Genomic DNA, 13,323 nt, shown 5'->3' on the forward strand with positions numbered 1-13,323 from the left:
TTCGAGACATCCTCCGGAAGTCTCCGAAAACACGGTACGGGGAGTCCACGAAAACGGGTTCGCGTTATCGAACCGAATCCAACATCAGTTTCTGTTCGACGCGTTTGACCTCGTGTTGCACGTCGCGCACCGCGTCGATGTTCGCCGAGATGGACGACACGCCGCGGTTGACGAGGAAGCGAACCATCTCCGGTTTCGACCCGGCCTGTCCGCAGATGCTGGTGTTGATGTCGTGTTCGCGGCAGCAGTCGATGGTCTGTCCGATGAGTTCGAGGACGGCGGGGTGAAGTTCGTCGAACCTATCGGCGACGTTCTCGTTGTTGCGGTCCACCGCGAGGGTGTACTGCGTGAGGTCGTTCGTGCCGAAGCTGGCGAACTTGATTCCAGCCTGTGCCATCTCCTCGATTTGAAGCGCGCTGGCCGGCGTCTCTATCATCACGCCCCACGAGCGTTTGTCGGGGTCGATGCCGGTCTCGGCCATCAATCGACGGGCACGGAGGACGTCCTCCGCGTCGTTGACGAGGGGGAACATTATCTGGACGTTGTCGTAGCCCATCTCGAACAGTTCGCGGAAGGCGTCGAGTTCGTGCTGGAACACGTCCGGCTTGTCGAGACTGCGGCGGATGCCCCGCCACCCGAGCATCGGGTTGTGTTCGTTCGGCTCGTGCTCGCCGCCTTGGAGCTGTTGGAACTCGTCGGTCGGCGCGTCGAGCGTGCGAACGCGGACGGGTCGTGGATAGAACTCCTCCGCGACGCCGCGGATTCCCTCCACGATTTCGTCCACGTAGGCGTCGATGCCGTGGTCCTCGATGTACCGTTCCGGCGTCTTGCTGGTCGAGAGAATCATGTGCTCCATCCGGAGCAGCCCGACGCCGTCCGCGCCGGTCGCGGCGGCGCGTTCGGCGGCCTCCGGAATGGAGACGTTCACTTTGACCTCCGTCGCCGTCATCGGTTTGACGGGCGTCTTCGGTCGTGCGTCCTCGATCGGCTCTCGTTGGGTTTCGCGCTCGGGTTTGCCCTCGCGGATGGTTCCCTTGTCGCCGTCCAAAGTGACGACTTGCCCATCGTCGAGGGCGTCAGTGGCGTTGCTACACCCGACGACGGCCGGGACGCCGAGTTCGCGGGAGACGATGGCGGCGTGGCTGGTCATGCCGCCCTCGTTCGTGATGATACCCGCCGCCCGCTTCATCGCGGGCACCATGTCGGGCGTCGTCATCTCGGTGACGATGATGTCGCCGTCACGAACCTTGTCGAGTTGGTCGAGTTTCGAGACGAGTCGGACCGCACCGCTCGCGATGCCGGGGCTCGCACCGAGTCCATCGACGAGGATTTCGTGACCGCCGCCCCCCGCCACCTCGACCGTGCCACTACCGTCGGCGACGCCTTCGGACGACTCGGCTTCGATGGAGCCGTTGTCGTTGATGGTGGTTATCGGCCGCGACTGAAGCATGTAGACCTCCCCGTCCACGACGGCCCACTCGACGTCCTGTGGGGTATCGTAGTGGGATTCTACCTCCTCGCCGAGTTCAATGAGCCGGTCGATGTCCGCCTCCGTGAGGACGCGAGCGTTCCGTTTGTCGTCCGGAACGTCCCGTTCGACCGTCTCGCCGGTCTCCGGGTCCTTCGTGTGCATGATCTTCTTGTCGGCGATGGTGACCTCCTCCGATTCGCCCGATTCGCGGTCGATGACGTAGTTGTCCGGCGACACCGACCCCGAAACGACCGCCTCGCCGAGGCCCCACGCGGCTTCGATGATTATTTTCTTCTCGCCGGTCGACGGGTGACTGGTGAACATGACGCCGCTCTTTTCGGCGTCGACCATCCGTTGGACGACGACGGCGATGTCCACTTTCCTGTGGTCGAAGTCCTTCTCCTGTCGGTAGTAGATGGCGCGCTGCGTGAAGAGGGACGCCCAACACTCCTTGACGCGCTCCACGAGGTCGTCACGGGTGATGTTGAGGAACGTCTCCTGCTGTCCCGCAAAAGACGCGTCCGGGAGGTCTTCGGCCGTCGCGGAGGAGCGAACGGCGACGAACGCCTTCCCGTCGTCGAGGTCGTCGTAGGCGGCGAGGATACCCTCGCGCATGTCGTCAGGAATTTCGGTGCCGAGGATGAGTTCTTCCGCCCGCGACTCGGCCTCCGCCAGTGCCGCGGAATCCTCGGTATCGACATCGGCGGCCTCGAACAGCTCCGTCGCGATGCCGGTCTCCTCGATGAACCGTCGATAGGTCTCGGCGGTCACGACGAATCCCGGCGGGACAGGGAGGTCCGCACCGGTGAGTTCACCGAGCGAGGCCCCCTTGCCACCGACCAGTTCGAGGTCGTTTGCACTGATTTCGTCCAGCCAGAGTACAACCATTGCGTATGGGGGGAAACAAGCAGGTACATAAAGAATGTTCCGACCAGCTCGCCGTGGAAAAGTAACTCAGAACCGAATATACTTTGAAATCGCCACCGCGGCGGTCGGATCGTTTTCGGTCATTCGACGAACATGGAGACCAGTTCGGTCGTCCCTTCGCGGGGTCGAACGAGGCGGGTCGTCCTGTCGTAGTCGATGAACTCGAAGTCGGCCAATTTGGGCAGGTGATGATGATGGAGAATCGACCGAACGATGGGTTCGTCGGTTCCGGAAAGTCGGGACGAAACGTGATCGGAGAGTTCGTCCAAATCGATGGTTTCGGCATCCGACTCCTGAAGGAACGACAGGACTGCTCGACGCTCCGGTCGTTGTAGGGCGTCGAAGACGTTCGATAGGTCGTTCCTCGTCGGTGTTGGCTTCGCTGTTCCGGACTCTGTTGGCGTATCGCTGTCAGTCATGATTCCTCCGACCCGCCCGGGTAGCACGACGAACCGATAAAATGGGGAGTGTAGAACTACCCGAGTAGGTACGGTAGAACAGACACAGAGGATTTATAAATAGTTTTCTGTGACCATGTATAACTTACAACAATAATTTCACGGCCGACGCGTTGACGGCCGTTCACACCGTGTACTCGACGATGAAAGCGCGCACACGGGACGGCGAGCGAATCGAGTGTGACGACTTCGAGGAGCGGAGCGAGGGCATCGTCCTCCGAGGACATCGCTCGGGGGTCGTCGGCTACGTTCCGTACGAGATGCTGGCGTCCGTCACGCGAACACGGACGCCCGTCGATTCGACCAATCTGGCGAGCGTGGGCTACGACCCGGAGGAGGCGGCGCTCGAAATCGAGTTCCACAGCGGCGGCGTCTATCGGTACGCCGACGTCCCCCAATCGGTGTATCAGGAACTGCTGAGCGCCCGCTCACACGGGTCGTACTTCCACGAGAACATCAGGGGCGCATACGACTATCGCCGGATTCGATGAAAGCGATTCGTCAGCACTCGATGATGTCGTCCTCCTCCGCGTCCGGGACGACCAAACTGCCGTCCAGCGCAGTCGTCGCGCGACCACCGACACGTACGCCGCCGTCATCGTCAATCCGCACGCGTACGTAACCCGGTCGGTCCACGAAGTGCCCCTGCTCCAATCGGAGTTCGTCGGGGAATCCGCCCGATTCGCCCTCGTTGTCGAACGCGTCGTAGGCGTCTAGATACGCCGTCACCGCCCCGCTCGCCGTTCCGGTCACGGGGTCCTCGGGAATCCCCACCGCGGGGGCGAACATTCGCCCGTGAAGCGTCGAACCCGCCTCGATGGCGTCGAGCGTGAACGCGTAGACGCCGAGCGCGCCGACTTCCTTCCCGATTTCCTTGATGGCCTCCATGTCCGGGTCGGCGCTACCGAGGTGTTCGAGGAAGTTGACGGGCACGGTGAGAACCGGAAACCCCGTCGAAGAAACCGCGAGCGGGAGGTCCTCGCCCACGTCGCGGAGCGCCGCCGGGTCGATGCCGAGCGCCGTCCCCAGTCGCTCGTACTCGATATCGACGGCCTCGATTTCGGGGTCGTCTTGGGTCATCCAGACGGTTCCGTCCGCTTCCGCGTCGATGTCAAGCACACCGACGTTCGTTTCGAGCGTGTGCGTCCCCGGTTCGATGCGGTCGGCTTCAAGCAAGTGGACGTGCGAGGCGACCGTCGCATGTCCACAGAGGTCGACCTCCGTCGTCGGCGTGAAGAACCGAACCCGGCGGTCCGCGTCCTCGCTCTCGACGAAGAAGGCCGTCTCGCTCACCGAGAGTTCGCGGGCGATTGCCTGCATCTGGTCGGCCGCCAAATCGTCGGCGTCGGGGACCACACCGGCCGCGTTTCCGGCTAGCGGTTCGTCCGTGAACGCGTCCACGAGCAGCGTTCGACAGGTTTGCATACCGGTGGATGGTCCGACGGGGAGTTTAAGCCTCGGTTCTCGATACCCGTAGGGTGGTCGGTTGAAGACGATTCCCCTCCTGCCACACTACATTTCTCGCTATAAGTAGAGGTGGAACGATAAACACCCATTACATTCGGTTCGTGATCGGGTAGCGGGGGGTGAGCATGTCTACTTCCGCTTTTCAGACGGCAGTAAACTCGGTCCACTGGTACACGAAGAGTGAACTGGTCGGGGTCCATCTGTCTCACTACTCCATTTTGCACGAAGCAGACGTGGACTATACGTTCTAGTTTAAGCGATCAGATCGGCACGATAGCCACTTACTCCTCATCCTTCCACTATTCTGATGGGCTCATTATACTGCACGTCGAACGATCATGCCAGCAATGGCGACCGAGAGCACTGTAAACACACCAACCGCAATCCAGAAATCGATAGCACTTCCCTCACCGAGGACAACGTAGTTCATCGCTTCCACAATGTACGTAATCGGCATCACGCGTGCCGGGAGTTCGAGGTACGTCGGCAGATCCTCGACCGGCATGAACGTCCCACCAAGAATGACCTGTGGGGAGATAACGACGGGAATGAACTGCATGACTTGAAACTCGTTTTGCGCGAACAACGAGAGTAGTACTCCAAGACCGAGCGCGGTCAGCGCGCCGAGGAGTTCAACGAGAAAAATAAGCGCAGCGCTGTGTTCGAACGTAAGGGTCTTGGCAGCGTTCAAGGGAGCGCGGGGTCATGAACGGTGGACCAGCAGGTCATCATCCCGGAGCACCCGCCCGCCGTCGGTCGGGGAGACGTGTCGATAAGCGTCGAGTTCCCCAGAGAGGTCGATGCCGGCGTCCCCGCGCTCGTTGCGTCGGCGAAGATCCGCTGGCGCGACCAGTTCGTCGTCCATCGTCGCGACGACCTCTATGTTCTGGGGGAGGAAGCTGCCGGCGGTCGGGAAACTGTACACGCGGGGGAACACACGGGCCATCGTCTCGCACTCGGCACGGTAGAACCCCGACAACGGCCCGTTCGGCGCCGAGACGAGGTTAGCGAGCAGCACGCCGTCGGCTGAGAGGCTATCGCGCGTCAGCTGCAGGAACTCGACCGTCCTGAGGCGGGACGGCGCCCTGCCCACCTCGAAGGCGTCGAGGATGATCAGGTCGTACGTGCGGTCGGTCTCCCGGAGGAATTGCCGGCCGTCCCCGACGTGCACGGTGAGTCTGTTGGACGGCTCGACATCGAAGAACTTCCGCGCCGTGTCGACGACATCGGGGTCATGTTCGATCACGTCGACCGCGACGTTGTAGTCCGCGAGGAACCGCTTAGGACCGGTGAATCCACCACCGCCGATGAACAACACACTCTCTACGTCGCCGTTGAACAGGAATGGCAGGTGGAAGTATCGCGTGTAATCGAAGACGTGCTTGTGCGGGTCGACGAGATCCATTGCGCTGTGGGCGTCCCCGTCAAGGAAGAGCCATCGGACGTTCCCACGGTCGACGACACGAAGCGACTGGCGGGGCGTCCACGCCTCATAGACCACCTTGCCACGCCAGCGGATGAACGCCGTCTCGACCACCTGTACCGCGTGAACCATCGCACCAAGGGCATTTTCCCAGGGGGAAGGCGCATTCGTGAACCGTGGCACGCCTGGCCGCCTAGCGAACGCGGTCAGCACCCCACCGGCGAGACTTGCGACGAGCGACGTGAGCACAGAGCAGCCGTTGTCGTCCCTGATCGCACTCGATGCTCCACCCATCCCGCCGGACAGCTTCGCCAGGCGACGGTCGACCGGTGGATGCGTCGAGAGGAGCGCCGTCAGTCGCCTGCGCTCCGTCGACGGCCGGGTGTCAGCATGGACCTGTTCGAGCGCGCTGGCAAGGGTAGGACCGCCGACCCGCCGGGCAGCGTACGCGTCGGCGTCGTACTCAGTCCAGCGTCCCAGCCAACAGACGAGGAGGACCGCCGGGGCGAGCGCGAGTAGGCCCGCGGGGAACCCGCCCGGAACGCCTGTTGCCGTCGCGACGAGCCACGGGGCGATGATCAGCGCCACCGAGCCAAGTCGCAGCGTGACGTGTCGTCGCCGATGGTGCCCACGCTCGTGGGCGACAATAGCCCGCACTTCCGCCGTCGTGAGATGGCGGAGTAACCCCGTCGTCACGAAAACGACGCGAAAACCAGGGAGCACGCCGGCGGCGAATGCGTTCGCGAGTCCGTCGACTGCCAACACCTTCACCGGTTCACCTGGTGGCAGGTCGAGGCGCGAACACTCGCGCGGCGTCAGGTCGCGAACGGGAGCCACCAGCGGGGCGAGTAGCGGCGGAAGCGAGGCGAAGACTACCCCCGCCACGACGACCCCCGCCGTGATCCACAGGCCTGTCGGCGAGCCGTTCACGTCCATCGTCGAGAGCAGGTAGCATCCGACAGCGCTGACGGCGATCCCCACAGTGAGGAATTTGTAGCGGCTGGTCCGGCTCATGTGCCGACCACCGGTGATGGAATTGACAATGAACCCAAGGTGGAGTGACAGGAGGAGTCCAGTATTCGTTCTGCCCTCCCCGAGAACCGAGTATAACAGCGATCAGTAGTGACCGAGGGGAGAGCAGTATCGACGAGTGTCCCGTTAAACTCAGTGAAGAGGATCGAGAGTCCGAGATCGAAAAAGGCGATGTACGTCTCTCGGCCCTCTATCACGGACACATACTCACGTTCACTTATCATTCCGAGTTCCAACGATATGCCGTAGACCGGTTCTCTGTCTGGTTGAGCTGAACACGCCTTACAGAACGAACGTTCGGTTTGTACTTAAGAATTCCTCAACTCATCGACCGTACCGTTTAAGAACGGAGATTGGAACTCACCGAGCGATACGCTGAAATGGACCCCCGACCAACCATTCGGTCATATGAAATTTGACGAACTTTTCGAGGACGAACCACAGAGCGGACGTAATAAGATATTACAGGCAGTTTATCGGATCACAAAAAACGAGGGATACGGGAGCGTCTCAATTCAACGGGTAGCTGACGTTGCTGGACTGAGTAAGTCGACGGTGTATCATCACTTCGAAGACAAGGATGATCTCATGCTCTCCTTCTACGAATGCCTCCTCGGCAAGATGGGGGAGCGAATCGGCCAGGTACAAATATCGGATCCAGTCGATCGACTCCATGGGATGATCGACCGTATGATCCTCGGTCAATTATCCGACCAAGTGTCTAATCGAACAGTGGACGAGCTATCGAACGACGCCAACAACGGCTCGACCGATCCGCTCCGGACGTTCATGGAAATCCGAGCTCAAGCAATCCACGAGGAAGCGTATCGGGACCGAATCAGCACTATCGACCAAGCGTTTCGAGACGTTTTCACGAGTGCTATCGAAGATGGAATAGAACAGGGTCGAATTCAGGAAATTGATGCTGAACGGACAGCGGATATACTCTATACGTTGTTACTCGGGGGTCTCCTCCGCCGAACGACGACAGATGATATCGACCTGACAGCGATTCGTGAAGACGCGTACAAACTCGTCGACCAGTCTGTGCTCGACTGACACGACCGACTGATGCAGAGGTGTGGAGTGCTCTCCGTTCCATTCTATTCGTCCCAGCGAACGTAGGTAGGATAGCAATCGTTTCTCCCCATGTAAATTGGAGTACCGAACGTTCGGTCGGGAGCGAAAAGCATACATACCGGCCAAACGTTCGGTCGGTAATGGACTCCGATATCGAATCCGCCGAAGCGCTCGCTGAGGGCGAACACTTGGTCGGGAGCGAAATGGAGCGTCGTGAGGACCCCAATCTGGTGACGGGGCGCGCACGGTACACCGACGACATCTCGGTTCCCGGGATGACGCACCTCATGTTCGCGCGGAGCCCCTACGGGCATGCGGACGTGACGAGTATCGACACGAGTGCGGCAGAATCGATGGACGGAGTCGTCGCCGTCTTTACCTGGGAGGATGTCGAGGCGTCGGACTCGCCGGGTCGCATCCGCGTCGAGGATATGATACCGATGTCAGCCGAAGTGCCAGACCACCCCGTACTCGCGGACGGGCACGTCCACTACCACGGACAGCCAGTGGTGGCGGTGGTCGCCGAGTCGCGGTACGTGGCCGCCGACGCGGTCGATGCCGTGAACGTAGAGTACGAGAGACTGGACGCCGTGGTGAACCCGAGGGAAGCAGCGGGTGAGGGGGCGCCAACGATCTTCGAGTCCTGTCCGGACAACATCATCTCGTCCGGCGAACTCGGTGACGAGGACGCGACCGATGAGGCGTTCGAGACAGCCGACAACGTCGTGGAGCTCGACCTCGTAAACAATCGACTGATCCCGAATGCAATGGAGACCCGGGGAGCGATCGCACGGATGGACGACGGCCGACTCTTCGTGGAGATGACGAGCCAGGCCCCCCACCGCCACCGCTCGAACTTTGCGAAGACGCTCGGGATGCGTGAGACCGACATTCGGGTGAATTCGCCCGACGTCGGAGGCGGATTCGGCGAGAAGAGCCACCATTTCCCGGGCGACGCAATGGCGGCGTGGGCCGCGGTCCAGCTCGACAGCCCCGTGAAGTGGGTGGCGACCCGATCGGAGAACTACCTCGAAGGCACGCACGGCCGCGATCACGTCACGACGGCGGCGCTCGCCCTCGACGACGATGGGACCATGCGCGGGCTCCGCGCGGACACGTACGCGGCGGTTGGCGGATACGTACTCGACATCGCCCCAGCGCTCGCACTGATGTATGGCCGTCTTCTTGCCGGCGAGTACGACCTCCCGGCGATCTTCTGCCGGTCGCGAGCCGTCTTCACGAACACCGCGCCGATTAGCTCCTACCGCGGTGCGGGTCGGCCCGAAGCCATCTATGTCATCGAGCGACTTGTGAAGCGGGCCGCGGACAGCATCGACATGAGCCCGGCCGAGTTTCGCCGCCGGAACCTCATCGATCCCGACGACTTCCCACACGAGACTGCCGTGGGCGCAACGTACGACTCCGGGGACTACGAGCCCACGATGGATCGTGCGCTCGAACTCGTCGACTACGAAGCCGTCCGTGAACGGACGGAGCGCGAGGACGGTCGGCTCGTCGGCGTGGGCCTCGCGTGCTTCGTCGAGTCTACCGGCGGCGGCTTCGAATCCGGCGTCGTCCGCGTCCACCCCGACGGCGGCGCGACGGTCTTTGCCGGCACGCACTCGCACGGCCAGGGTCACGAGACGACGTACGCGCAGATCGTCGCGGACGAACTCGGCGTTGACTACGACGACGTCGAGGTTGTCGAGGGCGACACCGACCGGATCCCGACGGGAACGGGCACGTTCGGCAGCCGGAGCACGATCACCGGCGGGAGCTCGGTTGCCCAGAGCGCCCGCGACGTCGTAGAGCAGGCACGCCAGGTCGCCGCGAGCCAGTTCGAGGCGGCGCCAGAGGACGTGGCCTACGAGGACGGGACGTTCCACGTCGAGGGAGCCCCGGAGCGATCAGCGTCGTTCGAAGGGGTTGCGAAGGCCGCCTACGGGATGATGCTCCCGCCGGGCGTCGAGCCCGGTCTCGAAGCGACGACCTTCTTCGAGCCGGACGGCACCGCCTACTCCTTCGGCACGCACGCCGTCGTCGTTGCCGTTGACCCCGATTCGGGCGACATCGAGATCGAACGGTACGCTGCCGTCGACGACTGTGGCGTCCAGATCAACCCGAAGATCGTCGAGGGGCAGATCCACGGCGCCGTCGCGCAGGGCGTCGGTCAGGCGCTCTACGAGGGCGCTGAGTACGACGACAACGGCACGCTCGTCACGGGTTCACTCCAGGACTATGCGGTACCGACAGCCGAGCAAGTCCCCGAAATGATGACAGACAGCACCGTGACGCCCAGCCCCACGAATCCACTCGGCGTGAAGGGCGTCGGCGAGTCCGGCACTCTCGCCGCCCCTCCTGCTGTCGTCAACGCCGTCATCGACGCCCTCCGGCCCCTCGGGGTCGATCACGTCGACATGCCGCTCACGGGGGAGACCGTCTGGCGCGCCGTCCAAGACGCTCAGGCCACGGATGACTAGAATGTACCATGACATACACCGTCCAGCATACGAGGCGATAGCCGCATGAACTTCGATGGAACGTTCGAGATAGAGGACGTCACGACCGAGGAAGCCTGGATCGGCCTCTCCGATCCGGTCCTGATCGAGGAGGCACTTCCCGGCTGTGAGTTCCTCATCGCGGTCGACGAGGGGGACGTGGATTTCGACGAACTCCGCGAACGCGCCGGCGGTGAAACCCCTTCGACGCTCCCGGACGCCGACCCCGAGGACGTCGCGGAACGCGCGTTCGAAGAGGGCGGTCGATACGCCGCGCTCGTCGAGATCGGTGTCGGGAGCGTGAAGCCGTCCTTCGAGACGGTCATCACGATCGACCACCGGGAGTTCCCCGACATGTCTGCGTCGGGAGAAGGGAACGCGAGTAATTCGTCGTTTAAACTCGACGCGGGGATGCACCTCGCGGAGACCGACGACGGCGTCGCGGTCGAGTGGGAGGCGCACACCGACGTCTTCGGCCGGATCGCACAGATGGGCCAGCGACTGATCAACCCGGTCGCGAACCGCGTGGTCAACCAGTTCTTCGGGAACGTCGAGAGCCAGCTACGGGGCGTCGAGATGGACGACTCCGGCTCGCTCCGCGACCGACTCGGGAACCTACTCTGAGAGGATCAAAGAAAGATGACAGAACACGAGATAACACTCGACGTCAACGGAACGGAAGAAGAGCTCACAGTCGACTCGCGGACACTTCTGATACATGCTCTCCGCGACGAACTGGGGTACACGGGCCCGAATGTCGGCTGCGAGAGCAGTCTCTGCGGGGCGTGTACCGTCCACGTCGACGGGAAGGCGGTGAAGTCCTGCACGATGCTGGCGGTCCAGGCCGACGGCGCGGACGTCACGACCGTCGAGGGCCTCACCGACGGCGAAGACCTCCACCAGATACAGGAGAGCTTCCAGAAGGAACACGGCCTCCAGTGTGGCTACTGCACCCCCGGCATGATCATGACCACGAAGCAGTTACTCGAGGACAATCCCAACCCCTCGCGCGAGGAGATCCGCGAGGCACTCGAAGGCAACATCTGCCGGTGCACGGGCTATCAGAACATCGTCAACGCCGTCGAAACCGCGGTAGAGAAACTCGACGGCGCGGCGTCCGCGGAGGGCGACTGACGATGTCGGTCGAAACCGTCGACGCCGAAGACGTCGAAATGCCGATGACCGAAGAACGAGTGTGGCGCGCGGTGAACGAAGCGGAGGACGCGTAAATGTTCCCGGACGAATTCGACTACTACGAGGCGTCGAGCGTCGAGGAGGCGCTGGCGTTGATGGCGGAGCACAGCACGGAGGACCCCGAGTTGCTCGCGGGAGGGCACAGCCTCCTCCCGACGATGAAGTCAGGGCTCGCCAGCCCCGGGGTCCTCGTCGACATCGGCGGCATCGAGGGGCTCGCCGGTATCGAGGAGCGAGACGGAGAGACGCGCATTGGCGCGCTCACGCACTACGCGGAGATAGCCGACTCGGCGAGTCTGCGCTCGAACGCGCGCGTCTTCTCGGAGGCGGCCGCGAACGTCGGCGACGTGCAGGTGCGCAACCGCGGGACGATCGGCGGGAACCTCGCGCACGCGGACCCGGCCTCCGACATGCCGGGGGCCGCCATCGCGGCGGACGCGACGCTCGTCGTGCAGGGCGAGGACGGCGAACGCGAGGTCGCCGCCGAGGAGTTCTTCCTCGGGATGTACGCCACGGACGTCGCTGAGGACGAACTGGTGACGACGGTCCGCGTGCCGCATGCGAGCGACGCGGGCGGGGCGTACGTGAAGAAGCCGAGCCCCTCATCGGGGTACGCGATGGTCGGCGTCGCGGCCTCCGTAACGGTCGAAGACGGCACCGTGGTGGACGCCCGGGTCGCGGCGAACGGCGTGATGGACCACGGGGTCCGCCTTCCGGCGGTCGAGGACGCTCTCGAAGGAGCGTCCGCTGACGACGCGACGGCGGCCGCGGCCGAGCACGCGACGGACGACCTCGACGAGGCGATGATCCTCGCCGACCAGCAGGCATCGGCCGACTTCCGCGCACACCTCCTCGAGGTGTACACTGAGCGGGCGCTCACCGACGCGATCAAACGGGCGACTACGGGGGCGGACAGCGCGGCGGCCGACTGACCCGCGCCACCGCTTTCACGCACCGCGACCCAACCTACATGAACGATGGTACCGGAGGCCGCGGATCACTTCGGGTCCAGACTGTCCACAAAAACAAACGAATCAACGACAAAGAGGAAAAATGACTCCCTTACAATTTCTAAGGCGGCATTGGGCCGACATTGGTCTTATTTCAGCAATAGTTGCCGGGGGCTACCTAATATTTGCTTGGAATGATACTGTATTTTTACAGAAACTCTTATTGTTCAATTTTATTGTAGTTCTACTGCATCAATTTGAGGAGTACAGCTGGCCAGGTGGATTTCCAGCGGTCGCGAATAATGTATTATTACCGAGTTTAAACCTCGATCGCTTTATGAACCCGCTTAACCGGAATTCGTCCATGGCGGCTAACCTTACCTTTGCGTATGGATTCTACTTGCTTCCAGTCTTTTTCCCCGACGTGATTTGGCTAGGTCTAGCACCTGTCCTTGTCGGCTTGATTGTTCAACTCCTCGGCCACGCTATTTATGTGAATCTGAAGATACGATCGTTCTATAGTCCCGGCGTTGCCACCACTGTTTTTGGTCACGTCCCAATCGGCGTGATTTACATATATTACATTCTAGCAAATGACCTGGTGAGCACATGGGATTGGGTGTTTGCAGTCGTGTACATGAGTATCGCCCTGTTTCTCATCTTCTATATTATTGAACAACGATTGCTCGGCGGCGAAGATTCACCGTACGCCTTCACCGAAGACGAATTGAAACGGTTTGAGGTCGAGTAGAAACGTGAGCTCGCCAGACGACGATGAATATGAGAATCTCAGAACCTACTGCCGCTTATACTGCCCACAGGA

The 13,323-nt window shown here is 61.9% G+C and carries 12 protein-coding genes; 7 read left to right on the forward strand and 5 right to left on the reverse strand.

What is annotated here, in order from left to right; all coding sequences use genetic code 11:
- Nucleotides 1-64: 64 nt before the first annotated feature.
- Both ppsA and AC1XDK_RS10010 read right to left on the reverse strand, forming a co-directional pair.
- Nucleotides 65-2,359, reverse strand: a complete 2,295-nt coding sequence (ppsA, locus tag AC1XDK_RS10005) for a pyruvate, water dikinase (RefSeq protein WP_483349740.1) — start codon at nucleotides 2,357-2,359, stop codon at nucleotides 65-67.
- A 119-nt stretch (nucleotides 2,360-2,478) separates the two neighbouring features.
- Nucleotides 2,479-2,817: a DUF7344 domain-containing protein gene (locus AC1XDK_RS10010; protein WP_483349741.1), complete on the reverse strand. Its 339-nt coding sequence runs from the start codon at nucleotides 2,815-2,817 to the stop codon at nucleotides 2,479-2,481.
- Between the two features lie 182 nt (nucleotides 2,818-2,999).
- Here AC1XDK_RS10010 and AC1XDK_RS10015 point away from each other — a divergent pair, with 182 nt between their 5' ends.
- Nucleotides 3,000-3,347 (forward strand): KTSC domain-containing protein, encoded by a 348-nt coding sequence (locus AC1XDK_RS10015; protein ID WP_483349742.1) that lies wholly within the window; start codon nucleotides 3,000-3,002, stop codon nucleotides 3,345-3,347.
- Between the two features lie 10 nt (nucleotides 3,348-3,357).
- Here the strand turns inward: AC1XDK_RS10015 and AC1XDK_RS10020 are convergent, their stop codons facing one another.
- The 3 genes from AC1XDK_RS10020 to AC1XDK_RS10030 form a co-directional block, all read right to left on the reverse strand.
- Nucleotides 3,358-4,281, reverse strand: a complete 924-nt coding sequence (locus AC1XDK_RS10020) for a PhzF family phenazine biosynthesis protein (protein ID WP_483349743.1) — start codon at nucleotides 4,279-4,281, stop codon at nucleotides 3,358-3,360.
- Between the two features lie 358 nt (nucleotides 4,282-4,639).
- Entirely contained in the window at nucleotides 4,640-5,014 is a 375-nt protein-coding gene (locus AC1XDK_RS10025; RefSeq protein WP_483349744.1) for an ABC transporter permease, read from the reverse strand.
- Nucleotides 5,015-5,026: 12 nt separating this feature from the next.
- Nucleotides 5,027-6,760: a fused MFS/spermidine synthase gene (locus tag AC1XDK_RS10030; RefSeq protein ID WP_483349745.1), complete on the reverse strand. Its 1,734-nt coding sequence runs from the start codon at nucleotides 6,758-6,760 to the stop codon at nucleotides 5,027-5,029.
- A gap of 426 nt (nucleotides 6,761-7,186) precedes the next feature.
- Between AC1XDK_RS10030 and AC1XDK_RS10035 the strand changes: the two genes are divergently transcribed.
- The 6 genes from AC1XDK_RS10035 to AC1XDK_RS10060 all read left to right on the forward strand — a co-directional run bounded on the left by AC1XDK_RS10035 (nucleotide 7,187) and on the right by AC1XDK_RS10060 (nucleotide 13,251).
- A complete protein-coding gene (locus tag AC1XDK_RS10035) occupies nucleotides 7,187-7,837 on the forward strand; it encodes a TetR/AcrR family transcriptional regulator (RefSeq protein WP_483349746.1) in 651 nt (216 codons plus the stop codon).
- A 161-nt stretch (nucleotides 7,838-7,998) separates the two neighbouring features.
- Nucleotides 7,999-10,338: a xanthine dehydrogenase family protein molybdopterin-binding subunit gene (locus AC1XDK_RS10040; RefSeq protein ID WP_483349747.1), complete on the forward strand. Its 2,340-nt coding sequence runs from the start codon at nucleotides 7,999-8,001 to the stop codon at nucleotides 10,336-10,338.
- Between the two features lie 45 nt (nucleotides 10,339-10,383).
- Nucleotides 10,384-10,980 (forward strand): SRPBCC family protein, encoded by a 597-nt coding sequence (locus AC1XDK_RS10045; RefSeq protein ID WP_483349748.1) that lies wholly within the window; start codon nucleotides 10,384-10,386, stop codon nucleotides 10,978-10,980.
- 15 nt (nucleotides 10,981-10,995) lie between these two features.
- Nucleotides 10,996-11,490, forward strand: coding sequence for a (2Fe-2S)-binding protein (locus AC1XDK_RS10050; RefSeq protein WP_483349749.1), 495 nt, complete (start codon nucleotides 10,996-10,998; stop codon nucleotides 11,488-11,490).
- Between the two features lie 95 nt (nucleotides 11,491-11,585).
- Nucleotides 11,586-12,482: an FAD binding domain-containing protein gene (locus AC1XDK_RS10055; protein WP_483349750.1), complete on the forward strand. Its 897-nt coding sequence runs from the start codon at nucleotides 11,586-11,588 to the stop codon at nucleotides 12,480-12,482.
- 121 nt (nucleotides 12,483-12,603) lie between these two features.
- On the forward strand, nucleotides 12,604-13,251 hold the full coding sequence (locus AC1XDK_RS10060; protein WP_483349751.1) for an HXXEE domain-containing protein: 648 nt from the start codon (nucleotides 12,604-12,606) through the stop codon (nucleotides 13,249-13,251).
- Nucleotides 13,252-13,323 lie beyond the last annotated feature (72 nt).

The organism is Haladaptatus sp. HS23 (assembly GCF_056892285.1).

Coding starts and splice junctions, on each gene's coding strand:
- AC1XDK_RS10060 (WP_483349751.1), top strand. CDS start 12,604: ATGACTCCCTTACAATTTCTAAGGCGGCATTGGGCCGACATTGGTCTT.
- AC1XDK_RS10040 (WP_483349747.1), top strand. CDS start 7,999: ATGGACTCCGATATCGAATCCGCCGAAGCGCTCGCTGAGGGCGAACAC.
- AC1XDK_RS10045 (WP_483349748.1), top strand. CDS start 10,384: ATGAACTTCGATGGAACGTTCGAGATAGAGGACGTCACGACCGAGGAA.
- AC1XDK_RS10055 (WP_483349750.1), top strand. CDS start 11,586: ATGTTCCCGGACGAATTCGACTACTACGAGGCGTCGAGCGTCGAGGAG.
- AC1XDK_RS10050 (WP_483349749.1), top strand. CDS start 10,996: ATGACAGAACACGAGATAACACTCGACGTCAACGGAACGGAAGAAGAG.
- AC1XDK_RS10035 (WP_483349746.1), top strand. CDS start 7,187: ATGAAATTTGACGAACTTTTCGAGGACGAACCACAGAGCGGACGTAAT.
- AC1XDK_RS10010 (WP_483349741.1), bottom strand. CDS start 2,817: ATGACTGACAGCGATACGCCAACAGAGTCCGGAACAGCGAAGCCAACA.
- AC1XDK_RS10030 (WP_483349745.1), bottom strand. CDS start 6,760: ATGAGCCGGACCAGCCGCTACAAATTCCTCACTGTGGGGATCGCCGTC.
- AC1XDK_RS10020 (WP_483349743.1), bottom strand. CDS start 4,281: ATGCAAACCTGTCGAACGCTGCTCGTGGACGCGTTCACGGACGAACCG.
- AC1XDK_RS10015 (WP_483349742.1), top strand. CDS start 3,000: ATGAAAGCGCGCACACGGGACGGCGAGCGAATCGAGTGTGACGACTTC.
- ppsA (WP_483349740.1), bottom strand. CDS start 2,359: ATGGTTGTACTCTGGCTGGACGAAATCAGTGCAAACGACCTCGAACTG.